This is a genomic window from Bacillus sp. KICET-3 (genome assembly GCF_033261025.1).
Classification (GTDB): domain Bacteria; phylum Bacillota; class Bacilli; order Bacillales; family Bacillaceae; genus Bacillus; species Bacillus sonorensis.
This window is the reverse complement of sequence record NZ_CP137345.1, coordinates 4335007-4361401: the sequence shown is the minus strand read 5'-3', so window position 1 is coordinate 4361401 and position 26395 is coordinate 4335007. Positions and strand designations below refer to the sequence as shown.

25 protein-coding genes are annotated in these 26395 nt (G+C 47.8%); 18 read left to right on the top strand and 7 right to left on the bottom strand.

The features are described 5' to 3' along the window. Nucleotides 1–305 precede the first annotated feature (305 nt). The 6 genes from R5H20_RS22265 (at nucleotide 306) to R5H20_RS22240 (ending at nucleotide 8468) form a co-directional block, all read left to right on the top strand. A complete protein-coding gene (locus R5H20_RS22265; protein ID WP_006639598.1) occupies nucleotides 306–1712 on the top strand; it encodes a cytochrome ubiquinol oxidase subunit I in 1407 nt (468 codons plus the stop codon). Further along, on the top strand, nucleotides 1699–2715 hold the full coding sequence (gene cydB, locus R5H20_RS22260) for a cytochrome d ubiquinol oxidase subunit II (RefSeq protein WP_006639597.1): 1017 nt from the start codon (nucleotides 1699–1701) through the stop codon (nucleotides 2713–2715). The genes R5H20_RS22265 and cydB overlap by 14 nt, the downstream gene beginning before the upstream one ends. After that, complete coding sequence (cydD, locus tag R5H20_RS22255) at nucleotides 2715–4439, top strand: thiol reductant ABC exporter subunit CydD (RefSeq protein WP_006639596.1); 1725 nt, start codon at nucleotides 2715–2717, stop codon at nucleotides 4437–4439. The genes cydB and cydD overlap by 1 nt, the downstream gene beginning before the upstream one ends. Then, on the top strand, nucleotides 4436–6175 hold the full coding sequence (cydC, locus tag R5H20_RS22250; RefSeq protein ID WP_006639595.1) for a thiol reductant ABC exporter subunit CydC: 1740 nt from the start codon (nucleotides 4436–4438) through the stop codon (nucleotides 6173–6175). The genes cydD and cydC overlap by 4 nt, the downstream gene beginning before the upstream one ends. Nucleotides 6176–6300: 125 nt before the next feature. Beyond that, entirely contained in the window at nucleotides 6301–7530 is a 1230-nt protein-coding gene (locus R5H20_RS22245; RefSeq protein WP_006639594.1) for a DUF418 domain-containing protein, read from the top strand. A 95-nt stretch (nucleotides 7531–7625) separates the two neighbouring features. Next, nucleotides 7626–8468 (top strand): NAD(P)H-hydrate dehydratase, encoded by an 843-nt coding sequence (locus R5H20_RS22240; protein ID WP_006639593.1) that lies wholly within the window; start codon nucleotides 7626–7628, stop codon nucleotides 8466–8468. 47 nt (nucleotides 8469–8515) lie between these two features. On the opposite strand, the gene R5H20_RS22235 is transcribed toward R5H20_RS22240, so the two are convergent. From R5H20_RS22235 to katA, 4 genes are all read right to left on the bottom strand, one after another. After that, the gene (locus R5H20_RS22235; protein WP_006639592.1) at nucleotides 8516–9541 is read right to left on the bottom strand and encodes a pectate lyase family protein; all 1026 of its coding nucleotides are present in this window, start codon (nucleotides 9539–9541) and stop codon (nucleotides 8516–8518) included. Between the two features lie 423 nt (nucleotides 9542–9964). Continuing rightward, entirely contained in the window at nucleotides 9965–10915 is a 951-nt protein-coding gene (hemH, locus tag R5H20_RS22230; RefSeq protein WP_006639591.1) for a ferrochelatase, read from the bottom strand. A gap of 7 nt (nucleotides 10916–10922) precedes the next feature. After that, entirely contained in the window at nucleotides 10923–11348 is a 426-nt protein-coding gene (locus tag R5H20_RS22225; protein WP_006639590.1) for a Fur family transcriptional regulator, read from the bottom strand. Nucleotides 11349–11432: 84 nt separating this feature from the next. Further along, the gene (gene katA, locus R5H20_RS22220) at nucleotides 11433–12890 is read right to left on the bottom strand and encodes a catalase KatA (RefSeq protein ID WP_006639589.1); all 1458 of its coding nucleotides are present in this window, start codon (nucleotides 12888–12890) and stop codon (nucleotides 11433–11435) included. A 194-nt stretch (nucleotides 12891–13084) separates the two neighbouring features. On the opposite strand from katA, the gene R5H20_RS22215 reads away from it, so the two are divergent. Then, nucleotides 13085–14683, top strand: a complete 1599-nt coding sequence (locus R5H20_RS22215; protein WP_006639588.1) for a catalase — start codon at nucleotides 13085–13087, stop codon at nucleotides 14681–14683. Nucleotides 14684–14774: 91 nt separating this feature from the next. Here R5H20_RS22215 and R5H20_RS22210 read toward each other — a convergent pair whose 3' ends face one another. Continuing rightward, nucleotides 14775–15986: an MFS transporter gene (locus R5H20_RS22210; protein WP_155011474.1), complete on the bottom strand. Its 1212-nt coding sequence runs from the start codon at nucleotides 15984–15986 to the stop codon at nucleotides 14775–14777. A 183-nt stretch (nucleotides 15987–16169) separates the two neighbouring features. Here R5H20_RS22210 and sigY point away from each other — a divergent pair, with 183 nt between their 5' ends. The 7 genes from sigY to R5H20_RS22175 all read left to right on the top strand — a co-directional run bounded on the left by sigY (nucleotide 16170) and on the right by R5H20_RS22175 (nucleotide 20425). Beyond that, nucleotides 16170–16673, top strand: coding sequence for an RNA polymerase sigma factor SigY (gene sigY / locus R5H20_RS22205; protein ID WP_241748831.1), 504 nt, complete (start codon nucleotides 16170–16172; stop codon nucleotides 16671–16673). Next, nucleotides 16670–16993 (top strand): YxlC family protein, encoded by a 324-nt coding sequence (locus tag R5H20_RS22200; RefSeq protein ID WP_006639586.1) that lies wholly within the window; start codon nucleotides 16670–16672, stop codon nucleotides 16991–16993. Before sigY ends, R5H20_RS22200 begins: the two co-directional genes overlap by 4 nt. Further along, a complete protein-coding gene (locus R5H20_RS22195; protein WP_006639585.1) occupies nucleotides 16994–17212 on the top strand; it encodes a hypothetical protein in 219 nt (72 codons plus the stop codon). Next, the gene (locus tag R5H20_RS22190; protein WP_006639584.1) at nucleotides 17209–17424 is read left to right on the top strand and encodes a PLD nuclease N-terminal domain-containing protein; all 216 of its coding nucleotides are present in this window, start codon (nucleotides 17209–17211) and stop codon (nucleotides 17422–17424) included. Before R5H20_RS22195 ends, R5H20_RS22190 begins: the two co-directional genes overlap by 4 nt. Beyond that, entirely contained in the window at nucleotides 17424–18311 is an 888-nt protein-coding gene (locus R5H20_RS22185; RefSeq protein WP_006639583.1) for an ABC transporter ATP-binding protein, read from the top strand. The genes R5H20_RS22190 and R5H20_RS22185 overlap by 1 nt, the downstream gene beginning before the upstream one ends. After that, a complete protein-coding gene (locus R5H20_RS22180) occupies nucleotides 18308–19084 on the top strand; it encodes an ABC transporter permease (RefSeq protein WP_006639582.1) in 777 nt (258 codons plus the stop codon). Before R5H20_RS22185 ends, R5H20_RS22180 begins: the two co-directional genes overlap by 4 nt. 111 nt (nucleotides 19085–19195) lie before the next feature. Beyond that, nucleotides 19196–20425 (top strand): multidrug effflux MFS transporter, encoded by a 1230-nt coding sequence (locus R5H20_RS22175; RefSeq protein WP_006639581.1) that lies wholly within the window; start codon nucleotides 19196–19198, stop codon nucleotides 20423–20425. Between the two features lie 49 nt (nucleotides 20426–20474). Here the strand turns inward: R5H20_RS22175 and bslB are convergent, their stop codons facing one another. Continuing rightward, the gene (gene bslB, locus R5H20_RS22170) at nucleotides 20475–20948 is read right to left on the bottom strand and encodes a biofilm surface layer hydrophobin BslB (RefSeq protein ID WP_006639580.1); all 474 of its coding nucleotides are present in this window, start codon (nucleotides 20946–20948) and stop codon (nucleotides 20475–20477) included. Nucleotides 20949–21258: 310 nt separating this feature from the next. Between bslB and R5H20_RS22165 the strand changes: the two genes are divergently transcribed. From R5H20_RS22165 to R5H20_RS22150, 4 genes are all read left to right on the top strand, one after another. After that, entirely contained in the window at nucleotides 21259–21930 is a 672-nt protein-coding gene (locus R5H20_RS22165; protein WP_006639579.1) for a rhamnogalacturonan acetylesterase, read from the top strand. A 118-nt stretch (nucleotides 21931–22048) separates the two neighbouring features. Beyond that, on the top strand, nucleotides 22049–23764 hold the full coding sequence (locus tag R5H20_RS22160) for an ABC transporter ATP-binding protein (protein WP_006639578.1): 1716 nt from the start codon (nucleotides 22049–22051) through the stop codon (nucleotides 23762–23764). A 120-nt stretch (nucleotides 23765–23884) separates the two neighbouring features. Then, nucleotides 23885–24193, top strand: a complete 309-nt coding sequence (locus R5H20_RS22155; RefSeq protein WP_006639577.1) for a PadR family transcriptional regulator — start codon at nucleotides 23885–23887, stop codon at nucleotides 24191–24193. An 18-nt stretch (nucleotides 24194–24211) separates the two neighbouring features. Beyond that, the gene (locus tag R5H20_RS22150) at nucleotides 24212–25405 is read left to right on the top strand and encodes a chromate transporter (RefSeq protein ID WP_006639576.1); all 1194 of its coding nucleotides are present in this window, start codon (nucleotides 24212–24214) and stop codon (nucleotides 25403–25405) included. A 67-nt stretch (nucleotides 25406–25472) separates the two neighbouring features. On the opposite strand, the gene prpB is transcribed toward R5H20_RS22150, so the two are convergent. Next, nucleotides 25473–26390 (bottom strand): methylisocitrate lyase, encoded by a 918-nt coding sequence (prpB, locus tag R5H20_RS22145; protein WP_006639575.1) that lies wholly within the window; start codon nucleotides 26388–26390, stop codon nucleotides 25473–25475. Between the last annotated feature and the right edge of the window lie 5 nt (nucleotides 26391–26395).

Sequence of the window (26395 nt, the reverse complement as noted above, 5' to 3'; positions counted from 1 at the left end):
TGATGGAACGGGCTTTTGCTCAACATCATGGTAAATAAAACCTATTTGTTGTCAAAAAAAGTTTGGTTTTTAGTCAAGGTTTGGTCACAAAATGATCCATTTTTTAGGTAATTAGATCTTTTTTTCTATAATCAAACGGTGTAAATTACTTATATAAGTAGTCTTTATGTTGTTTTATAAGTCTATTGTATTATTTTGAGAGCAGACGGCTTTGGGCATCTCAAAGCGTCACCTGTAAGAGCATTATTGTGAAGTGCTGAACAAATGGAGAAGCATGATTTTTGATCAAATGGAGGTAGCAGGGAATGAACGAATTAATCTTAGCCCGGTTTCAATTCGCTTCAACAACAATCTTTCACTTTATCTTTGTTCCGATGTCAATCGGACTTGTCTTTATGGTTGCTTTGATGGAAACCCTTTACGTTGTAAAGAAAAAAGACGTTTACCGGACGATGGCGAAATTTTGGGGGCACTTATTCTTAATTAACTTTGCCGTCGGTGTCGTCACCGGGATTTTACAGGAGTTTCAGTTTGGGATGAACTGGTCTGAATATTCGCGCTTTGTCGGCGACGTATTCGGAGCCCCGCTGGCTGTTGAGGCCCTTTTGGCCTTTTTTATGGAATCGACCTTCATCGGTTTATGGATATTCGGCTGGGACCGCCTTCCGAAGAAGGTTCATTTGCTCTCCATCTGGCTTGTGTCGATCGGTACGATGCTGTCTGCATTTTGGATTTTAGCCGCCAACTCGTTTATGCAGGAGCCTGTCGGCTTTGCGATTAAAAACGGCCGGGCGGAGATGACCGATTTCTTTGCGATTATTAAAAACCCGCAGCTGTGGGTGGAATTTCCGCACGTCATTTTCGGCGCGCTTGCCACGGGGGCGTTTTTTATCGCCGGTGTGAGTGCGTACAAAATGCTGAAAAAGCAGGAAATGGCCTTTTTTAAAAAGTCTTTTCAGATCGCCATGATTGTAGCGCTCGTTTCAGGAATCGGCGTTGCCTTCAGCGGTCATGAACAGGCACAGCATCTGATGAAGAGCCAGCCGATGAAAATGGCTGCAAGCGAAGCGCTTTGGGATGACAGCGGAGACCCTGCCGCATGGACGATGCTTGCCAATATTGACTCGGACAAGCAGGAAAACAAGTCTGAAATCAGCATTCCTTATGCGCTGAGCTATCTGGCTTATAAAAAATTCAGCGGCGATGTTCCGGGGATGAAAACATTGCAAAAACAATATGAAAAAAAATATGGGGAAGGAAACTATATTCCGCCGGTAAAAACGACATTTTGGAGCTTCAGGATTATGGCAGGCGCGGGAATCCTCATGATCATTGCGGCTTTGACCGGACTTTTCCTCAGCTTCCGCAAAAAGCTTGAGACTAGCAAATGGTTTTTGCGGGTGATGGTCGGACTGATCGCATTTCCGTTCATCGCCAACACGGCGGGATGGATTATGACAGAGATCGGACGGCAGCCGTGGACGGTTTTTGGAATATTGACAACCGCTCAATCTGTTTCACCGAATGTTTCAGCGGGAATGCTTCTGTTCTCGGTGATTGCGTTCACTGCGATTTATCTCATTTTGGCGCTGGTCCTTGTCTATCTGTTTGTCCGTGAGATTAAAAAAGGGGCTGGGCATCATGACCATCATCATGAGGCGCCCGTTTCGACAGACCCGTTTGATCAGGAGGTTTACCATGGTATCTCTTAATGAGCTCTGGTTTATATTAGTCGCGGTGTTGTTCATAGGTTTTTTCTTTCTCGAAGGCTTCGATTTCGGAGTCGGAATGGCGACCCGGTTTCTCGGGCGGAATGAGCTTGAACGGCGGGTGATGATCAATACGATCGGCCCTTTCTGGGATGCGAATGAAGTCTGGCTGCTGACCGGCGGCGGGGCGATTTTCGCCGCTTTTCCAAATTGGTATGCGACGATGTTCAGCGGATATTATATCCCGTTCGTGTTTGTGCTGCTTGCCTTGATTGGACGGGGTGTCGCTTTTGAGTTCAGAGGAAAAGTGGAAACGGCGAAATGGACGAAGACGTGGGATTGGGTCGTGTTTTTCGGAAGCCTTTTGCCGCCGTTTTTGTTCGGCGTTTTATTCACCAGCATTTTACGGGGGATGCCGATAGACGCCGAGATGAATATTCACGCCGGCTTCACAGATTATGTGAATGTCTATTCGGTCACCGGCGGGGTCACAGTCACGCTTTTATGCCTGCTGCACGGCCTGATATTCATTACCCTTAGAACGGAGGCGGACTTGCGTGACCGTGCGAGACAGCTGGCCGGAAAAGTTATTTTCGCCGTTTTGGCCGCGCTCGCTGCTTTTGTTGCGCTGTCCATTTTTGAAACCGATCTGTTCACAGGCCGCGGCCAGGTGACGATTCCGCTTGCCGCTTTGATTGTCGTCTGCTATGTGCTTGCCATCATGTTTATGAAACAAAAACGCGACGGCTGGACGTTTGCCATGACGGGAGCGGGGATCGCACTCACAGTGGGCACGATTTTTACGGCGCTGTTTCCGCGCGTCATGATCAGCTCTGTGAAAAGCGCATATGACTTGACGATCTATAATGCTTCCTCAGGCGACTATTCGTTAAAAGTCATGACGATTGTCGCGCTGACATTGCTGCCATTTGTGCTGGGCTACCAAATCTGGAGCTACTATGTGTTCCGGAAACGAGTCAGCAGTAAGGAGCCTATGATTTATTAATGGGAAAAGATCTCTTTCAATATAAAGGAATGAAACGGATTCTCGCGGTGCTGACCATGCTGACCTTGATGCAGGGCGCCGCGATCATCATGCAGGCGGAGTGGCTTGCGGAGGCGGTGACCCGCCTTTTTAACGGCGAACGAATCGATGCGCTGTATTCGTTGCTCACCTTCTTTCTTGCGGCGTTTCTGCTTCGCCATGCGATCACGCTTGTAAAGCAGCGGGCGGTTTATCATTACGCCGCAAAGACCGGGGCTGATATGCGGAAAAGCTTTCTGGAAAAGCTTTTTCAATCCGGACCGCTGCTTGCAAGACAAAAGGGGACAGGGCATGTGGTCACGCTCGCCATGGAAGGCATTGCCCAGTTCCGCCGCTATCTGGAGCTGTTTCTTCCGAAGATGGTCAGCATGGCTGTAATCCCGGCTGCAATTGTATGTTATGTCTTTTTCAAAGACAAATCGTCGGCAACGGTCTTAATTGTGACGATGCCGATTTTGATTGCGTTTATGATTCTGCTCGGGTATGCCGCTAAAAGAAAAGCCGACCGGCAGTGGAAAAGCTACCAGGTGCTATCCAATCATTTTACAGACTCGCTTCGCGGACTGGAAACATTGAAGTTTTTAGGTTTAAGCCGTTCACATGAGAACAATATTTTTAAGGTGAGCGAAAGATATCTGAAGGCGACGATGAGTACGCTCAAAATCGCTTTTCTGTCATCGTTTGCCCTTGATTTTTTTACGATGCTGTCCGTTGCGACTGTGGCTGTGTTTCTCGGATTGGGACTTGTAGAAGGGCATATAACACTCGGCCCGGCTCTTACGATACTCATTTTGGCTCCCGAGTTTTTTCTGCCTGTGCGCGAGGTCGGCAACGATTATCATGCAACATTGAACGGACAGGAAGCGGGAAAAGCGATCAAGAACATTTTGGATGCACCCGCTTTTCAAGAGGAGGAGCCGCTTGAGCTTGGTGTATGGTCTGATGAGGATCAACTGCAATTAAAAAACGTCTCTGTACAGCATGAGGAAGGGGAAAGCCAATCCTTAACAGATATCTCGCTTTCGTTTAAAGGAAAGAAAAAAATCGGCATCATCGGTGAAAGCGGAGCAGGGAAGTCTACGCTGATCGATGTGCTGGGCGGCTTTTTGCAAACGGCCGGCGGAACGATCGAAGTCGGCGGGGCGGAAAGAACCCACCTGCAGGCGGAGAGCTGGCAGCGGCAGCTTATCTATATTCCGCAGCATCCGTATATTTTTCCAGACACACTGAGCGCCAATATCCGTTTTTATCATCCTGATGCATCTTCAGAAGAAGTGGCACAGGCAGCAGCGGCAGCCGGACTGACGCAGCTGATTGCTGAACTTCCGTCCGGCGTTGATGAACGGATAGGCGAAGGCGGAAGAGCGCTGAGCGGCGGGCAGGCGCAGCGGACTGCCATAGCCAGGGCTTTCCTCGGAAACCGTCCGATTCTTCTGTTGGATGAACCGACGGCACACCTGGATATTGAAACAGAATACGAAATAAAAGAAACGATGCTGGAGCTGTTTGAGGACAAGCTTGTCTTTATCGCGACCCACCGGCTGCACTGGATGCCGGATATGGATGAAATCATCGTGCTGAAGGATGGGAAAGTGGCGGAAACCGGAACGCATCAACAATTGATCGAAAAACGCGGCGTCTACTACGGCCTTGTTGAGGCGCAGTCGTTTGGAGGTGCATCATGAAAAAGGAACAGTGGATACTGCCGTATATGAAGAAAAATAGAAAACTGTTGATCATTGTGGTTTTACTTGGCGGACTGACGGTATGTTCCGCCGCTTTTCTTATGTATACATCAGGCTATTTGATTTCAAAAGCGGCAACGCGGCCGGAGAATGTTTTAATGATCTATGTGCCGATCGTGGCGGTCCGCACCTTTGGTATACTGCGGGCTGTGGCAAGGTATGTCGAGCGGCTGACAGGCCATCACATGATTTTGAACATTTTATCCGATATGCGTGTCAGGCTGTACCGGCTGCTTGAACCGCAGGCTCTGAAATTGCGTTCGCGCTTTCGTACGGGCGATATGCTGGGGATATTGGCCGATGATATCGAGCATTTGCAGGATATGTATTTGAAAACGGTTTTTCCGGGCATTTCGGCGCTGCTTTTGTATATCATCTTTATCGCTGCCCTTGGCTGCTTTTCATGGCCTTTTGCCGGACTCGTCGCGATCTATGCCGCTGTTCTCGTTTTTCTTGTTCCGCTTGTTTCCCTGCTTGTCACAAGGGCGAAAAACATCGAGTTAAAAAGAGGGCGCAGCCGGCTTTACCGCCAGCTGACAGATGCTGTCATGGGTGTGAGCGACTGGATTTTCAGCGGCCGGCAAAACGACTTTATCCGCACTTATGAAGAGGCTGAAGACACATGGCTTCAAATTGAAAGAAAACGTCAGCGTTTCATCCGCTGGAGGGATTTCGCCGTCCAGTGCTTAACAGCCGGGCTCGTATTGATGATGCTGATTTGGGCCGGCGGACAAAGCGCAGAAGGCGCGTTGCCCCACACGTTCATTGCGGCGTTTGTCCTTGTGGTGTTTCCGCTGACGGAAGCGTTCTTTCCGCTTTCTGATGCAGCAGCGGCGATTCCGCAATACGAGGATTCGCTACAGCGTATGGAAGGGCTTAGGCCGGAACAGGAAAAAGATCATCCCGTTCCGTCAGAAAAGGCCGAGGCGGTCGGCTTACAAGATGTTACGCTCCGTTTTGAGGATGTTTCATTTTCATATGAATATGGACAGCCGGTATTGCAGGGTGTTTCTTTTACGGTAAGGCAAGGAGAAAAAATTGCGCTTTTAGGACCAAGCGGTGCCGGAAAGTCAACGATTTTGACCATGATTGAGGGGGTGCTTGCTCCGGATGCGGGGCATGTCATGTTTAACGGAGTCGCTGCCGCAGCCCTTCAAGATGACATTTCCCGGGTTGTCGGTGTTTTGAATCAAAAGCCGCATCTGTTTGATACGACGATTTTAAATAATATTCGGCTCGGCAATCCAGAAGCCAGTGATGAAGATGTGTACTGGGCGGCGCGACAGGTAAAGCTTCATGACTTGATTGAATCGCTCCCTGACGGATATCATACATCCGTGCAGGAAACGGGCAGCCGTTTTTCGGGAGGAGAGCGCCAGCGGATCGCATTGGCGCGCATCCTTTTACAGGGGGCACCCGTGATCGTTTTGGACGAACCGACCGTTGGACTTGATCCGATAACGGAGAGGGAGCTGCTTGTGACGATGTTTGAAGCGCTTGAAGGAAAGACCGTTCTTTGGATCACCCACCACTTGGCGGGAGCGGAAGCGGCTGACCGGATTCTTTTTCTCGAGAATGGAAGGATCGAAATGGAAGGAAGCCATCTGGAATTGTTGCAAGAAAATCAGCGCTATCAGCGGCTGTATAAGCTGGATGCGCCTGCGGTACGGCTATAGCATTCAAGGCAGCTTCAGTTGTGAAGCTGCCTTTATTTTCAGCAATATTTAAGGCGCCGGTTATCTGGGGTTAAGCTCGAACTGATACAATCAATTCATACTAAAGGCGAGGGAGAGAGAAACGATTGGACACTCAGCGGCTGCAGGTCGATAGAATGATTTGGTTGGATCAAGCGAGGGGAATCGCCCTTTTTGGCATCCTGCTTGCGAATATGCTTTTGTTTCAATATGGGATGTGGGAGGATTTAGCCTTTAAACCGCTGGCTTCTTATGATCATTGGGCTTATGAATGGACGAGGATTTTTGCTGTCGGCAGCTTTATGCCCCTGTTTGCTTTTCTATTTGGATACGGCATGGTATTAATGAGAGACAGGTTGGAACAAAGAGGAATGGTGAAATACCGTCGTGTATTCATGCGGCGCTTTCTGCTGCTGGCCGTTTTCGGCTATCTGCACAGCTACTTTATTTGGGATGGAGACATTTTGCTCAGCTACGGAATCGTCGGAATCGTCCTGCTGTTCCTGTTTATCAATCGACAACCGAAGACCATTTTGATATGGGCCGTCAGTTTATTTGCGGTTTATGTTTTGATGTGTTTTGGAAGCGGGGGAGTGGAGCCTGACTCGGAGTTAACGGCGTTTAATGAGCGGACAGCTGAGGTGATGCAAGGCGGGAGCTATTGGGAAATCGTTTCCCACCGGGCGAACGATGTCGTTCCATTATTTGATTTTGACGATTCGCTTCCAGAATGGATGGCAGGAGGATTATCCTTTTTGCTTCTTATGGTGCTTGCTCCTTTTTTTACTCTTCCACCATTCCTTATCGGTTTATATGCGGCGAAGAAAAAATGGCTCCATCAGCCCCGGCTTCATGTAAAGGGAATCCGGAGGGCTTTCTTTGCGGCGCTGACGATCGGCGCTCCATTAAAAGCACTGCCGCTTGTTTGGAGTGACCCAGCCGTTTATATGCTGAGTGAAGGCGTCGGACCGCTGGTGCTGACATGCTGCTATGTGACGGGAATCATGCTATTGACCCGGTCCGCATGGGGACAGCGCGTTTTAAAGCCTTTCGGAGCGGTTGGCAGATTGTCGCTGACAAACTATCTGATGCAAAGCATTGTGATGACCTCTGTTTTTTACGGATACGGCTTGGGGTTGTATGGAAAGCTTGGCGTATTGGCCGGCATCGGTATTGCCGTCTTGCTTTTCCTCTGTCAGATGGCCGCCAGCATGTGGTGGATCAAGAGGTTCCGGATCGGACCGTTTGAATGGCTGTGGCGGTTGGGAACATATTTGAAACCGCCGGCTTTTATCAAGAGGAACATGACAGCTAAGGGGCATTCTGTGGCAAAATAAATATATACCAAGCTTTTGTCAGTGTATGTACGAAGAAACAGGGTATATTCAGGTAGAGCTTAAATAAACGTTTGTTTAAAAGGGTGTGAAGTTAGATGGCTGAAGAAAAGCTGCCGATTTGGACGAAAGAGCGGGTAAAAGCTTCGCTGCCGAAAAGGGGAAGTGACAGCCATAAAGGAACATACGGCACAGGGTTATTGCTTGCCGGAAGCGATGATATGCCGGGGGCGGCTCTGATTGCGGGTTACGGCGCTATGAGAAGCGGCATTGGAAAGCTTGTTATTGGCACATCAGAAAGTGCTGTTCCTCTGATCGTTCCCGTTCTCCCTGAGGCAACCTATTGGCGGGATGGACTGGAAAAAGCGGCAAGGGGAGACGTTGAAGAGCATTATCGGGCGATTGCGATTGGACCGGGGCTGCTTCCTTCTGAAACGACGGAATTGGCCGTGCGCAGGGTATTGCAGGAAGAATGCCCGGTTGTGCTTGACGCCGGGGCATTGTCAAAACGGCTGTATCCCGATCGCAAAGCACCGATTATTGTGACGCCCCATCCCGGGGAATTTTCAAGAATCACCGGTCTGTCGATTCAAGAGGTGCAGACCCGACGGGCATCTCTTGCCAAAGAATGGGCGGTAAAACTCGGAGTAACCATCGTTTTGAAAGGAAATGAAACGGTCATCGCGTTTCCAGACGGAGAGTGCTGGAGAAATCAGACCGGCAATGGCGCTCTTGCGAAGGGAGGAACAGGCGATACGTTAACAGGCATGCTTCTCGGCATGCTCTGCTGCCACGAAAATCCGAAAGAAGCGGTGCTGAACGCTGTCCATCTGCATGGCGCCTGTGCAGACGCATGGATCAGCACCCGCTCGGCGCATACTTTGCTTGCACATGAGCTTTCTCATTGGCTGCCGGAGGTATGGAAGGATTATGAGGAATAAACATCGTGAAACGTCCGGGGGGAACCCGGACGTTTCCACTGACCTTTTTAAGGATTGATTTTGCCGACCCCGGCGTTTTGTGTGACGACCGCTTTGACATTGTCCACGCTGTCGAGCGAGTATTTGTAAGGCGGCTGATAGGTCGTTGTTGAGGAAGTCGGCATGCTGCCTGTCGAGTTTACAAATTTATTGTTGGACACGTCCCAATAGCCAGGTTTATCGCTGTACCAGGAGACGATCGGATCTTTGGCATTTTCAAAGAGATTGTTTTCGATTTTGATGCGTGCACCCATTCTTGAGTTGATGCCGCTTTCGATGATGTTGCTGTAGTAGTTGTTATAAATGTGGCCTTCACCGAATCTGAATGCAGGAACACGGGAATTCAAGTTTTCAAACCAATTATGGTGGAATGTAATGGTCCGATTGTTATTGTCGCTGTCAGAGTTGCCCATCAGCATCGATTTCCATGCATCATGTACATAGTTCCAAGAGAAAGTGATGTATTGGGAGTCTTTTTTGGCGTCGAATAATCCGTCATAGTGGTCTTTGTCAACATCTAAACTGTGGTAAAGCTCATTATGATCGACCCATATGTTTTTGGAAGGACCTTCAATGCTGATCGCGTCTTTATCGCCTGCGGCGACTTCATGAATTTTCAAATTGCGGATAATGATGTTGTTTGCCCGCCACACTTTAATGCCGACGCCCTTGAGTTCGCCTTTTGTCCCGGAGCCGAGAATCGATACATTAGAGACGTCTTTTACATTAATTTTTGATTCAGAGGTATTGGAGGTTGTAATTGTACCATTGACGTAAATTTTCAAAGGTGTATTCGAATTTTTGTTTTTCAAGGCGGCGTTCAGCTGGTCTCCGGTCGTGACGGTAACCGTCTGTCCGCCTTCACCGCCGGTTGTTCCCCCATTTAAAGAAGCAAAGCCGGTTAAACTGAAATCGGCAAGCGGACTGGCTTTTGGCGAATGGAGCACAGAAGCGGCTTCCGCAGAAACTGCCCCTGTTAAAGAGCCGATCAACCCGATGACAAAAATGAACATCACGCTTATTATTTTCTTCATTGTTTTCCTCCTCATTGTTTTTTTAAAACCCCTTAGAAAACGCTTACAACGGATTAAGGCGGCTGGCGGCAAATGCTCATCTCTCGACCTCCCTTTTATTGGAATTATGGAGAGCATAGCACAATGGACGGAATTATCTGAATAATCATGAAATTAGTTCAATTCGCGTATAAGCTGTTGATTATGACAAAAGACACAATTCTGAGGCAAAGCGTATGGAAGGGGAGAGCTTTTGTCATATCAATCTGCAAAAAAAAAGCAACTATGGAAATGATATTCCATAGTTGCCGGGTTCCTATATTTTGTCGGTTCAACGATTCACCTGTCCTCAGCATTGTGGCGGGCATAGGCTTTTTCGATTTGCCTGGGTGCGGTCAAGGGTGCAAACGATAAAGATTTTAAAAAGCAAAACCGGAGCGGCATTCATGTCAGCTCCGGTTTTGCTTGGCCGTTGACCTTTTGCAAGACGACGTCTGCAAGCACTTCAATCAAACGGGGATCGGTGTTGGGCATCGGCGGACGGTAATAGTTGGCGCCAAGCTCATCCGTTATCACTCTGCATTCATAGTCGTTATCATAAAGAACTTCCAGGTGGTCAGCCACAAAGCCGACTGGCGTATATATAAAGGATCTGTAGCCTTCCCGGAAAAGCTCCCGCGTTACATCCTGAACATCAGGCCCAAGCCATGGATCCGGTGTGTTCCCTTCGCTTTGCCAGGCGACTGTCACCTGATTAAATGGAAGGCGTTCAGAGATGAGCTGTGCTGTTTCCGCAAGCTGCTTCGGATAGGGATCGCCATGTTCGAGAATCTTTTCAGGCAAACTGTGGGCGGAGCAAATAACCATCGTGTTTTGCAGCTCATTCTGCGGCATCTGTCTTAATATCCTGCCGATTTCTTCCGCCCAATAGCTGATAAAGCCTTCTTCTTGATACCATTCACGAATGGAGGTGATCCGGGGACCGCCGATGTCCTGCGCCGCTTTTTTCGCCCGCCGGTTGTACACCTCTGTGCTAAAGGTAGAGTAGTGGGGGGCCAAGACGATGGAAACCGCTTCCTCGATCTGATCCTGCTTCATTTGTTCAACCGCATCCTCAATAAATGGAGAGATGTGTTTTAACCCGATATACATGATAAATTCAACATCATCTTGCCGGGCGTTCAACGCTTCTTCCAATTTTTTTGCTTGAGAGGCTGTAATTTCTGCAAGCGGAGAAATTCCGCCGATATGCTGATAGCGTTTTTTTAAATCTTCAATCATGCTGTCGCTCGGTCTCTTTCCATGGCGGATATGCGTATAATACGGGATGATATCCTCCTCCTTGTAAGGAGTGCCGTAAGCCATGACGAGTAGGCCGATTTTTTTTCTTGCCATGTTATCTTCACCTCTGCTGCTGGTCTTGGCATGCCGTACATGTTCCGTAAATCTCTAAATCATGCGTGTGAATCTTATAATTCGTTAACTGTGCAGCTGCGTGCTCGACCTCTTTTAGAAGGGGGTAGTCGAGATCAACGATTTTCCCGCACGACTTGCAGATCACATGATAATGGTGCCGTTTAACAAGCTCATACTTGCTTTTTCCGCTTCCATAGGGGAGTTCCTGTATCACTCCGAGCTTTACAAACAACTTGAGATTGCCGTATATTGTCGGCAAACTCATAAATGGAAGCTCCTGGTGGATATCCTCTGCTGATGGATGGCCATTGATCGCAATCATCGTTTTTAAGATCTGCAATCTTTGAGTTGTCACACGTAATCCGCTCTTTTTCAAAAGCGGGATGAGTTCTGTCATTTTTTCATCTTCCATAGTAAATCCCCCGCCAATGTGGATGAATGAACAGGCATCCGTATGAAACGAATGCCTTGTAATTGAGAAATGAAAGGTTGCCGTTTAAACTTCCTGTGGCACTGACAAGTTGAGCCCTTGTGCAACGCGTGTGCCATAATCAGGATCTGCTTTGTAAAAATGCTTGATCTGACGCAGTTTGATCTCGTCTTTTGTCACTTGTTTCATCGAGCCGACGATATTGCTGATCAGTCGTGAACGTTCATCTTCGCTTAACAGGCGGTACAGGTCGCCGGCCTGCGTATAATGGTCGTTGTGATCGTAGGCGACGCTGTCTGCAGACCCTGAAACAGGGTAAGCCGTTGTTTTATGTTCCGGTGTTTCCGCCGGGCCTCCGAAGCTGTTCGGTTCATAGTAGACGGAGCCGCCGCCGTTATTGTCAAAGCGCATTTGACCGTCGCGCTGATAGTTATGGACGTCAGTCTTCGGACGGTTGATCGGCAGGCTGTTGTGGTTGGCTCCGACACGATAGCGATGGGCATCGGCATATGCGAACAGCCGTCCCTGAAGCATTTTGTCAGGTGAAGGTTCGATCCCCGGCACAAGCGTTCCAGGAGAGAACGTCGCTTGCTCAACCTCAGCGAAATAGTTTTCCGGATTGCGGTTTAATACCATGCGGCCCACTTCAATCAAAGGATAATCCTTTTGAGACCATACCTTTGTGACATCAAACGGATCAAAACGGTACGTATCCGCGTCTTCTAAAGGCATGATTTGTACGTACAGTTTCCATGCCGGGAAGTCGCCCTTTTCAATGGCCTCATATAAATCTTGCGTGTGGTAATCCGGATTTTCGCCTGCAATCCGTGTGGCCACTTCTTCAGTCAAATTTTTAATGCCCTGTTCGGTTTTAAAGTGGTACTTAACCCATACGCCGTCACCTTCTGCGTTCACCCATTTGAATGTATGGCTGCCGAAGCCGTGCATGTGACGGTATGTGGCCGGAATCCCGCGGTCAGACATGAGGATTGTGACTTGATGCAGTGATTCAGGGGATAAAGACCAAAAATCCCATACGGCATCAGGGTTTTTCAAATGTGTTACCGGATGGCGCTTTTGTGTATGAATAAAATCAGGGAATTTAATCGCATCGCGAATAAAGAAAACCGGTGTGTTGTTGCCAACCAGGTCGTAATTCCCTTCCTCTGTATAAAATTTAACAGCGAATCCGCGAGGGTCGCGAACGGAATCTGCTGAACCGTTTTCGCCTGCTACAGTGGAAAAACGGACAAATAAAGGTGTGCGTTTTCCTGTTTCAGATAAAAATTTGGCTTTTGTATATTTGGAAACATCATTTGTGACTTCAAAATAACCATGTGCACCGGCGCCTTTTGCATGCACAACCCGTTCAGGCACACGCTCTCTGTTGAAGTGGGCAAGTTTTTCAAGGAGGTGGACGTCTTGAATCAGAGTCGGTCCCCGGGAACCTGCCGTCATTGAGTTTTGATTATCTCCAACCGGAGCGCCCCAGCTGGTTGTAAGGTTGTTTTTGCTTGTCGTCATAAAAGGATCACCTCGCGTAAAATTTGATTACAAAAATAATGATAACATTTCTCAAGAAAAAAACAATATTTATTTATAATAATTATAAATAAAAAAATGGAATCTTTTTTTAATGATTATTAATTAGGGTTCATCTGTATATATTTTCCTCTTTGGGATAAGTTAAAGATTATTCCAAATAAAGGAGGATTCATATGGGGTATCAAGAGCATCAGAAAAAATCGGATATGGAAACGGACGATACCTTAACCAATCGGCAAGGACATCCAATAACGAACAATCAGAGCATCAGAACCGTCGGAAACAGAGGTCCTTCAACATTGGAGAACTATGATTTTTTGGAGAAGATCAGCCACTTTGACAGGGAGAGGGTTCCGGAGCGGGTCGTTCATGCCAGGGGAGCCGGAGCGCACGGCTATTTCGAAGCTTATGGGACTGCAGGCGATGAGCCGGTCTCAAAGTATACGAGAGCAAAGCTGTTTCAGGAAAAAGGAAAAAAGACACCCGTATTTGTCCGTTTTTCAACGGTTACGCACGGAATATCCTCTCCTGAAACGCTCCGCGATCCTCGCGGTTTTGCTGTGAAATTTTATACGGAAGACGGAAACTGGGATCTGGTCGGAAATAATCTGAAGATCTTCTTTATCCGTGATGCGGTGAAGTTTCCTGATTTAATCCATGCATTTAAGCCGGACCCTGTTACGAATTTGCAGGACGGCGAAAGAATTTTTGATTTCATTTCCAACACGCCTGAAGCCATGCACATGATCACATTTTTGTTTTCGCCTTGGGGCATTCCGGCGAACTACCGGCAGATGCAGGGGTCCGGTGTCAACACGTACAAGTGGGTGAACCAAGAAGGAAAAGCCGTCCTTGTGAAATATCACTGGGAACCGAAGCAGGGAATCAAAAACTTAACGCAAAAAGAGGCGGAAGAGATTCAGGCGAAAAACTTCAATCACGCCACACAAGATTTATATGAAGCGATTGAGCGGGGAGATTTTCCGGAGTGGGAGCTGTTCGTTCAAATCATGAGTGATGATGAGCACCCTGAACTCGATTTTGACCCGCTTGACGACACAAAGCTGTGGCCTGAGGATCAATTTCCTTGGCTGCCTGTCGGCAAAATGGTATTAAACAAAAATCCGGAAGACTATTTTACAGAAGTCGAACAGGCGGCGTTTGGAACAGGAGTGCTGGTCGACGGTCTTGATTTTTCCGATGACAAAATGCTTCAGGGACGTACGTTTTCCTACTCCGATACACAGCGCTACAGAGTGGGAGCCAACTATCTGCAGCTGCCGATTAATGCGCCGAAAAAAAGGGTGGCAACCAATCAGCGGGGAGGCCAGATGCAGTACAAGGTCGATTTAGGCAAAAATCAAAGCCCGCACATCAACTATGAACCTTCAACCATCAACGGGCTGAAAGAAGCGAAGCAGGACGGCAAAGAATACACGCCGCATGTGGAAGGAAATCTGGTCCGCGAAAGTATCGACAGGCAGAATAACTTCAAGCAGGCCGGGGACACTTACAGGCATTTCGATGACTGGGAAAAGGACGAGCTGATCACGAATCTGGTCAATACTCTTGCGCCATGTGACAAAAGAATCCAAACGAAAATGATCGAGATGCTGAAGCAATGCGACAAGGAATATGGAAGCAGGGTCGAGGAAGGTTTGAAAAACGACTCAAGCCAAAATACATCCAGCCGGGAGCCGATTGGGGCAGAAGGCGCTGAAGATGCGCCAAAGCAAGCGGAAGAAAAAGGCCATTCTCAAGACCCGTATTAAAGCGGAAAACAGCGATGATCCCCGGGATTCATCGCTGTTTCACTTACAGCGGGGCTGACAGGTCCTTTGGCGGTTGAACGATTTTAAGGATTTACCCCCGTCTTCCTGCTGCAAATATACGAAACTGTTTTGAAAAGAGCATGATACATGCAGCGGCTAATGACAAAGCCGCCGCAAACCAAAATACTTCCCGCAGCCCCAATTGTTCAGCCATCTTTCCCGCCGCAATCGGGCCGAGAAAAAAACCGAGCGCATAAAAAGATTGATAGAAACCCATCACAGACATTTTGAGCTGAGGCGTACCAAGCTGAACGACTTTGCTGACCAAAAGCGGAAAAATAAATCCCAATGTCAATCCTGTCACAGTGTGGATCAAACACACCGCGAAAAGGGACTCGGCAAACGGCAGCAAGCAAAGGAAAACAGCCGTTATCACATAAGATATCCATATCAGTGCATCTGCGGCCTTTACTTTGTAAAAGATGCACCATACGGATGCAAGTGTTTGCGGAACAAAAAAAGCGCACATGACCCAAAGCAGCTGTTTCTCATCGATTCCGACCGTCTCCGCGTAAATCGGCGTGAAGCCGAACACGGTCATAAATAACACGGCGTGGGCTAAAAACGATAATGTTGTAATCGCTTTTAAATCAGGGAGGCGCACAGTCTGTTTGACATAGTCTGACAAAGCCATCCCTTTGGCCGTATGGCGGGGCCCGTTATCTTTAATGTAAAATGACAGAACCAGTCCGATGCATGATACGGCAACACCGATCCAAAACGGAAACATCCAGCCGAACAAGTGGACGAGGTATCCGCTGACAGCCATGCTGATAAATTGGGGGAGAACCGTTAAAAACTGCAGGATGCCCATCGCTTTTGACGATTGGTCTTTTGTGAAATACTGCGAGTATAATACGGTTGCCATCACCCACATCGCCGCAGTCATACCGGCAAGCAGCCTGGCCGTGATCACCATGATAAACGAATCGAATAACAGAAATATAAAGCAGCTCAACAAGGACATTGCAAAGCCGCTGATCAACAGCTGTTTTCTAAGCGGTGAAAGAACATCTGACAGGATGCCGAACGGAAACCGCAGTAATATCTGCGTGACACCGTAGCTTCCCAGCACGATTCCTATCGCTGAGTAAGAAAATCCGATGCTGTCCAAATATATTCCGAAAACCGGGACATAGATGTATGTAGCAAACCAGAAGCAAAAAACGGCACCCCAAAAAATCACATGATCTTTCCTTAAAATTTGTTTTTCTTCATAGACGAGTTGTTTTTGCAGCTCCATCCCTTTTTATTCACACCCCTTTAAATTCAAGTACATCATAAATCCTTGCCGGAAAACAAGATGATTTTTTATCTTATTGAAATAGAATTGAACGGTTTGCCTGCGGCTGTCGTCGTAGATACAGAGACAAAAAGAAAGGGGGTTGGCGTTTTAGTGGATCAAGCAGATGAAAAAGAACTGATCATGCAGGCAAAAGACGGGGAAGATGCCGCTTTTACTAAACTGTTTCAGCTTCACTACTCTTTTGTATATCAATATGTGCTGAAATTAACGCTAAACCCTGATCTCACAGAGGACTTGGTCCAGGAAACGATGCTGAAAGCGTATATCGGCCTTCAACAGTTTCAGGGTAACGCGAAATTTTCAACATGGCTGATTTCGATTGCTTCCCGGCTGTTTATCGACCATCAGCGCCGGAAAAAACGCGAAAACCGCAAAACCCAGGCCGCAGGAGAAGCGGCCGTGCGAAAAATGAAATGGGAGTCTTCCCTTCACGGCCATGAATGGAGCGAATTCTTGGAACTGTTCGCTGCACTTGAGGCTGAAATCAGAATGCCAATCTTGTTAAGACATTACTACGGGTTTACTTACCCTGAAGTGGCAAACATGCTGAAAATAAAAGAAGGTACCGTCAAATCGCGCGTGCATCACGGGTTAAAGAAAATTCGAAAGGAGTGGGAACAGTGAATGAACGAGATAAAAAAGAAACGGTTGCGCATTTGAAACACGAACTCGAAAAGCTTGATGATACTTTTGTTCCGCCGGTTCCTCAAGCATTTGAACTGAATCAGCGTTTAGCCCGGTTTAAACAAGAGCGCAAGCGGGCGCTCAAAAAGGAATTGCTTTGTTTTATCGTCATGGCGCTGGTGATTTTATCGGCTTACTTGACAATTTCCGTTCAAGTTCCGGCTGTTTTTATCATGGTGCAAGGAGCGGCGCTTATATTGCTGCCTGCGCTCGCCCTGTTAGAAAAAAGGCGGCGTACGGCTGACGGGGAGGCTGATTAAATGAATCTTGACATGACCCAGGAAAAACTGCTTTTGCTTCTTTGCATTTCGCCGCTTTTATTTGCGCAGAGCATCTTTCTGTTTCTTGATGCGAAGAAAAAGGGAACCAATGCGTGGTTCTGGGGAATATGGGGCTTGATCCAAACACCGATGCCTTTATTATTCTATTATTTGTTTGTTGTAAGGCCGTTTCATAAGAAAAGGAGGCCGTCGTCATGACTGAAAGAGCAGATATACCTTGGGCGCTGATTGCCCCTTTCATTGTGCTGTATATCATTTTAGCGGTGTCCGCGTTGGTCAGTTGCATGAAACAGGAGAAAACGAATGGCCCAAAGTGGATGTGGATTTTGATCATTTTAGGGATCAGTTTTGTCGGTCCCGTCTCTTACTTTATCATCGGTAAAAAAACATATGAGAGGAGGCGTGTGTGATGCTGTCCGTCAATGGCTTAACAAAAATATATCAGCAGCACCAAGCTGTCCAAAATGTCAGCTTTGACCTTGAATATCAGCAATGCGTTGCCCTTCTCGGGCCAAACGGAGCGGGAAAAACGACGACATTGCAAATGCTTTCCGGTTTATTGGCGCCTACATCAGGACACATCCGTTTTTTGGGGAGGGAATCGATAAACAGGCTGGAAATCGGATATTTGCCTCAGCATCCTGCGTTTTTTTCATGGATGACGGCTTTAGAATATATGTTGTTCGCCGCAAGGCTTTCCAAGCTGAAACACCGTGAAGCCATGGAAAAGAGCCGGTCCGCTTTGCGCTATGTCGGTCTGGAAAAGGAAGAAGACCTGAAAATCGGCGGTTTTTCAGGAGGGATGAAGCAAAGGCTCGGACTGGCACAGGCTTTGGTTCACGAGCCAAAGCTTTTGATTTTGGATGAACCTGTTTCCGCGCTCGATCCGGCGGGACGGCGCGAAGTACTCGAGATCATGAAGAATTTAAAAACGAAGATGACGATTCTCTTCTCGACGCATGTCCTGCATGATGCCGAAGAGGTATGCGATCAAGTGATCATGCTGAAAGAAGGGGCTGTCAAATGGTCCGGTCCGCTTCATAAATTGAAGAACCGGCATCTAAAGCCGTCTTACATTCTGACAGCTGAAGAAAGCCTTGAAGGATGGCTGGAACACCTGCCTTTTGTCAGCAAGGTTGCGTATGATAAACCTTCACAAGCTAACATTGTTTTAACTGATCGGTCTGACAGCCGCCGATTGTTGGCTGAATGCTTGAACAGACATGTATCGATTCTTCGTTTTGAACAAAAAACGCAGTCTTTGGAAGATATGTATATGAAGGTGATGGGGCTATGAATTCATTTTATATGTTATTTCAAAAAGAATGGACGGAAAGCTGGAAGGACGGCAAGCTGTTTTGGCTGCCTGCCGTTCTGATCCTTCTTGGCTTGATTCAGCCGCTCAGCCTGTATTATATGCCCCAAATCATCGATATGGCCGGGAATTTGCCTGAGGGAGCAGTGATCGATATACCAAGGCCTAGGAGTGAGGAGGTTATGGCGAGTACCTTGTCCCAGTTCAGCACGGTCGGTACTGCGATTTTCGTTTTCAGCGTGATGGGCAGCATTGTCAATGAACGAAACCAAGGATCTCTTTCATTGGTGATGGCGAGGCCTGTCAGCCCGCTGCAGTATATCGGCAGCAAGTGGCTCCAGCATGTGCTGCTCGTATTGGCTTCATTTGCTGTGAGCTACGGATTGGCTTTCTATTATACAAATCTTCTATTCGGCAAGGTTGAACTTGAACGGTTTTTATTCAGTTTATCCGTGTACAGCATATGGATTATATTTGTTATGTCGGTTGCGATGTTTTTCAGTGCTTTGTTTCGCCATATTGGGGGGATTGCCGGCATGAGCATCAGCTTCATCGCCTTCGTTTCGCTGGCGGGTTCCTTGTTCCCCCGCTTTACCGAGTGGATGCCTGATAAGGCGAAAAGCCAGGCCGATTATTTTATTATGCATGGTTCATGGGACCATGCTTTCGGCTGGATGGTGTTTTCGTCTGCGGGAATTGTGTTTCTTTTGTTCATGTGCACCGTTTTTGTTTTTAAAAAATATGAATCTTACTAATCAGCCGGGCTTGCCCGGCTTTTCTGATTGTCAACATCATGACTTAAGGTATACAATACACTGGAGGGTTTTCGGGGCGGTTTTTAATAATATGAAAAAAGGAGTGATCCAATGGGTACGGTGAACAGCCAGGCAGATCTTGCCGCACAGTCGAAAGCTAAGCCAAACAGGATATGGATCGCTGTCATATTGGGCATTTTATCGGGAATCGGTCCGGTTGTGATTGATTTGTATTTGCCTGGGCTTCCGCAGATGGCTGATGATTTACATACGAGCGCTTCCATCGTCCAGCTTAGTTTAACATCGTGTTTATTAGGGCTTGCAATCGGACAAATAGTCATCGGCCCTTTTAGTGATGTGTTGGGCAGAAGGATACCGCTGATCGTTTCATTGGCCGTTTTTGCCGCGGCATCTTTTTTATGTGCATTAACATCATCTGTCTGGGTATTGATCGCCATGCGGTTTATCCAAGGTGCGGCCGGGGCGGGCGGCATCGTGATATCGCGTGCGATTGCCCGTGATTTATATTCGGGTACGGAATTGACGAAATTCTTTTCGCTGCTGATGCTGGTAAACGGGATTGCTCCCATCGTATCCCCGGTAGCGGGCGGACAGTTGATGAAGGTTACGACCTGGAACGGCGTGTTTTTTATGATCGGCGTCTTTGGGATCATCATTATTCTGTCTGTCATAATTGGAATTAGAGAGTCGCTGTCTCCGGACAATCGGACGAGAGGCGGTTTCAAGGAGACGTTCGTATCATTCGGAAGGCTTTTCGGCCAGCGGACTTTTATGGGATACGCTTTGGCGCAGGGACTGATCACAGCGGGGATGTTCGGCTATATATCAGCTTCTCCATTTGTTTTGCAAGACATTTACGGGCTGTCTGCTCAGGCCTTCAGCTTTTGTTTTGCGGTAAACGGCCTGGGCATTATCATCGCTGCCCAGATTACGGGAAGGCTGGCCGGCCGGTTCGGTGAAGCAGCTTTATTGAGATGCGGACTGATGATATCGTTGGCCGCCAGTCTGGTCTTGTTCGTGTCCGTCGTCTTTCATGCGCCGCTCATGTTTGTTTTGATCCCGCTCTTTATCGTCGTCTCCTGCATTGGAATTGTGACGACGTCGAGCGGTTCTCTGGCCATGCAAAGCCAGGGGAAGTCAGCCGGGAGCGCATCGGCGCTTTTGGGGCTTTTGACGTTTATTTTAGGCGCAGGCGCAGCGCCGCTTGTAGGTATCGCCGGAAGTCATACGGCTTTACCGATGGCCGTCGTCATTGTATGCTGCAATATTAGTGCACTGGTTTGTTTTAAGATGTTGGTCGGGCGCCGGGCGTCCAAGTGAAAAACCTCCGGAGCTTCAAGCCTCCGGAGGTTTTTCATGCAGATGAGGATTAACGGGGAGCGATTTCCACTGTTGCTTCTGCATGGTGATAATGTCTTCCGAATTTTTGCAACTCAGCGGTGACTCTGTGGGTGCCGGCATTCGGAAGCGTTTTTCGGACCATCACCAGCTTGAATTGAGAGGAGCTGAACGCATAGACGGGAACCCGGACGGTTTGTCCGTCATTTAGAATCTGCGTATAATTTAATGTTCTGCCATTTAGTGAATCCCTTGTGTTCGCATGGAAGCGATACGGGAAGTTAAATTCCACATAGCTGGCACCGACGAAAAAATTCGGTTTGTAGGTGACTTCAATGTCAGAGGTTGTCCATTCTTTATTGCTGTCAACGGTTTCGACATGAAGAGTCGGTTCGCTTCTAAAAAAAGTCGCGTGTGCTTCCTGGGAAGGAAGAATAAATGAAAATAAAGCTGCAGAAGTTAGCAGACCAATACTGATTTTACTGATGATATTACGTTTAAGCATCTGCAAGTTCCTCCTAAATGGCGATTAAGTAGAGGACGTCCGGAAAATATCAAGAAAAGGCAAAAATACGATCGCGATCAACTAAATTCCTTTTCTTGCTCCATTAATCTATCACCATTTACCAGACAAGTAAATATTTTTAGGTAAATTTCTTGAAGAAATTTAAAATATTTAATAGTTTTCTGTCAATTAATAGACGTTTTTATAGAAAAAGAGCCGTATAACGAACAAAATGGTTAAAAAAGTATTTTTGTTGCCGTATATTGATTTCCATCCTAATATATAAAAAAGAGCATGAGGGGGATGGACGATGAAACATATGCAACTGTTTTTGGCGGGGGATTCAACAGTATCTAACTATGATGCTTCTTCTGCGCCGAGAGCCGGCTGGGGGCAGAAAATAGGAGAATTGTTAAATCCGGGCATCCTCGTCCGGAACGAAGCGGTGTCAGGAAGAAGTTCAAAAAGCTTTGTAGAGGAAGGCAGATTGCAGCGCATTTTGGAATACATACGATCCGGAGACTATTTATTTGTCCAGTTCGGACATAACGATCAAAAGCCGGATGAACGTTATACCGATCCTTATGGAACATATCAGGCTTATTTGCGCCGATATATCGATTCCGCCAGACTGAAAAACGCCCATCCGGTGCTGATCACACCCGTTCAAAGAAGGTCGTTCGATTCTGAAGGCCGGCTGCGGAATACCCATGGCGATTATCCGGATGCCGTGAGACAGCTTGCAGATGAGCTTCATGTCCCGCTCATCGACCTTACAGAAACAAGCGGCCGGCTGCTTCAGTCCATGGGAGCTGAATCGGCGAAGAAGCTGTTTTTGTGGCTTAAGCCTGGAGAGCATCCCAACTACCCGGATGGAGTTGAAGACAATACGCATTTTTGCGAATACGGCGCTGGGGAAATCGCCGGGCTCGTGGCAGAGGGAATGAGGGAAGCCGGGCTTCCTTTATGCATCGGTCAGTAGCATCCGTGCTGATTTGAGAATGTTTTTCAATTATTTTTCAAAATTTTTGCACTTCATCCTTTAAACTGTGATACGATCTATTTCATAGAGCCTTTAAAAAAGGAGTGCACATCTTAAAATGATTCGCCGCTTTTTTTCATACTACACACCACATAAACGGCTGTTTTTCATTGACTTTACCAGCGCGATTATCGTCGCCGTTTTAGAGCTTGCGTTTCCGCTGGTTGTTCAGTGGTTTATCGATACATTGATTCCGGGAGGCGATTGGACAGAAATTGTCTGGGTAAGCATCGGGCTTTTATTGATCTACCTGCTCAGCACCGGGCTTCAGTATATCGTCAATTACTTCGGCCATAAACTGGGGATCAACATTGAGACGGACATGCGCCAGGAGCTTTTCCAGCATGTACAGCGCCAATCTTTCCGCTACTTTGACAATACGAAAACAGGACACATCATCAGCCGCATCACAAACGATTTGTTTGATATCGGAGAGCTTGCCCATCACGGGCCTGAAGATCTGTTCATCGCGGTCATGACCTTTTTGGGCGCGTTTTGGATCATGCTGACGATTAATGTGAAACTGGCGCTGGTCGCGATTTTGTTCGTGCCGTTATTAATCGGGCTGATCACATATTCAAATATTAGAATGAACCGGGCCTGGAGGGAAATGTACAGCGAAATCGCGGATGTAAACGCAAGGGTTGAGGACAGCGTATCAGGTGTCCGCGTCGTACAATCCTTCACAAATGAACGCTTTGAGATTTCCCGTTTTCTGAAAAACAATCAAAAGTTCCGCAGGGCAAAGCTGAAGGGCTATAAAACAATGGCTCTGACGACTGCGGGGACATTTTTAATGACGCGCTTGATGATTCTTTCGGTTCTTGTATTCGGGGCGTGGCTCAGTTTTTCAGGAAGCCTGACATATGGGGAATTCGTCGGGTTTGTTCTGTATGTCAACGTGTTGTTTAAGCCGATTGATAAAATCAGCGCGATACTGGAGCTCTATCCAAAAGGGATGGCCGGCTTCAAGCGGTTTACCGAGTTGATCGATACAAAGCCGCAGATTGTCGACCGCAAAGATGCGATTGATGTACCAGCCTTAGAGGGAAACATCGTCTTTCACAATGTAACGTTCGGCTATGAAGAATATAAGCCTGTTTTAAACGGGATTGATTTATCGATTAAAGCGGGCGAGACGGTTGCGTTTGTCGGTCCGTCGGGAGCGGGAAAAACGACGATCAGCTCGCTGATTCCGCGTTTTTACGATGTTGACGGAGGTTCGATTACGATTGACGGCATTGACATTCGCAAGATGACAAAGCGGTCTCTGCGTTCACAAATCGGCATTGTTCAACAGGATGTGTTTCTGTTTACAGGGACACTGCGTGAAAACATTGCATACGGGAAATTGGATGCAACTGATGAAGAAATTAAACGCGCGGCAAAAATGGCTCATTTGGAGCAGCTGATTGAGTCGCTCCCCGACGGCTATGAAACACAGGTCGGCGAAAGAGGACTGAAGCTGTCCGGAGGTCAAAAGCAGCGGATTGCGATCGCGAGGATGTTTTTGAAAAACCCGCCGATTCTCATTTTGGATGAAGCGACATCCGCTCTTGATACAGAAACGGAGCAGATCATTCAAAATGCTTTGACAGAGCTTGCCAAAGACCGGACAACGCTCATCATCGCCCACAGGCTTGCCACGATCCGCAACGCCGACCGGATTGTCGTGGTGACGGAAAACGGAATTGCCGAAGAAGGCTCACACGATGAATTGGTTGAAAAGGGCGGAATATTCGCCAGCCTTCACCGTGTTCAGCACCAGTCATGATATGAAAAAAACAAGTCCATATGCGGGCTTGTTTTTTTGTCTAAAACTCTTGTAAGAGGATCTTGCTGATGATACAATATCGAAAACCGATATTGAATTTCGATATTAGGAGGTGCCGCATTGGAAGACAAAGTGCTGCGAAAATTATTTCTCGGATTTATTCAGATTCACATTTTGCATCATGCCAGTGAACATCCGATATTCGGCTTATGGATGCTTGAAGAGCTAAAGGAGCACGGGTATAACATCAGCGCGGGAACATTGTATCCAATCCTCCATTCGATGGAGTCTGACGGACTTCTGGACAAAGAGGAAAAGAATGTGGACGGAAAGATCAGGAAGTATTATTCGGCCACAGAGAAAGGGATTCGCGTGCTGAAGGAAGCGAGACTGAAAGCGTATGAATTGTTTAAAGAAATAAAAGAATAAGCGGAAAGGAGTGGAAGGGTGACCAAACATCATGCGGACAGAAGCTGGAAAACGCTGCTCGAGATTCTTATCGTATCGACGAGGCTCGGACTGACATCGTTTGGCGGGCCGATCGCCCACTTGGGATATTTTCATGCCGAATATATCAGGAAGAGAAAATGGCTCGACGAAAAAAACTATGCCGACCTGGTTGCCTTATGCCAGTTCCTCCCCGGTCCAGCCAGCAGCCAGGTCGGGATCGGGATCGGCGTGATGCGCGGAGGCCTGCTTGGCGGTATTCTCGCATTTCTCGGATTTACGCTGCCATCTGTTGTCGCCCTGATTGTATTTGCGTTGATACTTCAAGGATGGGACGCCGAAACGGCGGACTGGATTCACGGACTGAAAATCGTTGCCGTCGCAGTTGTCGCCCACGCGATCATAGGGATGGCGCAAAAACTGGCGCCGGATGTAAAAAGAAAGTCCATCGCCTTGTTTGCACTGGTCGCCGCGCTGTTGTGGCAGACGGCTTATATCCAGGTTTGCGTCATTTTAGTGGCTGCTTTTCTCGGCCTTCTTTTTTATAAGAATCAAAAAGCAGCAGAGCATTCTGTCATACAATTTCCGATATCACGGAGGTTTGCGGTATGCTGCCTGAGCTTATTTTTCGGACTGCTTATTCTTCTACCGGTATTAAGGGAGATGACGGCAAACGGCTGGATTGCGCTCTTTGACAGCTTTTACAGATCGGGTTCATTGGTGTTTGGCGGTGGACATGTCGTTTTGCCTTTGTTGGAACGGGAATTTGTACCTTCCGGATGGATGGGCGAGGAAGCGTTTTTAGCCGGTTATGGTGCGGCACAGGCTGTTCCGGGTCCTCTGTTTACTTTTGCGTCATATCTCGGCGCTGTCATTAGCGGCTGGCAGGGCGCGTTACTTGCGACTGCGGCGATCTTTCTGCCGGCATTTCTCCTTATTTTAGGAACGCTGCCTTTTTGGGATTCCCTGCGCCGCAATCCGAAAGTAAAAGGGGCGTTAATGGGAGTAAATGCAGCCGTTGTCGGAATTTTGATTTCGGCGTTTTACCATCCGATTTGGACCAGTTCGATATTGGCTCCGATTGATTTTGCGTTTGCAGCGGTTTTATTCAGCATGCTTGCCTACTGGAAGCTGCCTCCTTGGGTGGTCGTTTGTACGGGTGCTGCTGGCGGGTCGCTGATGGCGCTGATATAGGTCTGCAAAAGGCTGCCGATAAGTTCGGCAGCCTTTTGCTTTAATGGTCCGTTGCGGGATTCCCCGCCTAGCGGCTTTCTTTCCCGATTTCGGGCAGTACGGTTTTTGCAATCGATTCGTCGAGCTGCTCATAATCATAGTAATGAATGGCATCATATAGTTCTTCACGGGTTTGCATATCCTTCAGTACGCCTTTTTGCGTTCCTTTTTCATATATTTCCGCAAAGACCCGTTCATACGCTTTTGCCGCGGCACGCAGTGAAGTGACTGGATAAATCACCATGCTGAAGCCGAAAGATTGAAATTCCTCAGCCGTAAAATAAGGCGTTTTTCCGAATTCCGTCATATTAGCGAGCAAAGGCGCATTGACCGCTGAAGCCATGTCCTGAAAATCGTCTTCGCTTGTCAGAGCCTCGGGAAAAATCGCATCGGCCCCGGCCTCTGCGTATAGATTGGCCCGTCTGATTGCCGCGTCTCTGCCTTCAACCGCTTTTGCATCGGTGCGGGCCACGATGACAAGGGACGGGGCTGTCTCTTTGATTGCCTTAATTTTAGCGATCATATCTTCTGCGGGGATAAGCGATTTACCATTTAAGTGCCCGCATTTTTTGGGAAGCTGCTGATCTTCGATTTGAACAGCCGCGACTCTGCTTTCCAGCATTTCCGCCGCCGTTCGCGCAGCGTTCAGCACACCGCCGTAGCCTGTATCAATGTCGACCAAAACCGGAAGATTTGCGGCTCTGACCAGCTCGCGGGCTTTTTCCGCCATCTCTTGAGAATGAATCATCCCCAGATCAGGCAGTCCGCGGCTTGCCGTATAAGCGGCCCCTGAGAGATAAAGAGCCTTAAACCCGACGTTTTTGGCGGTGATCGCTGCCATTCCGTCATGAACGCCGGGGATTTTCAGGATATCCGGTGACCGGATAAGCTTTTTGAACGTTTCCGCCAGCTCTTCCTGACTCGTTTGTTTTGTGACAATCCACATGAATA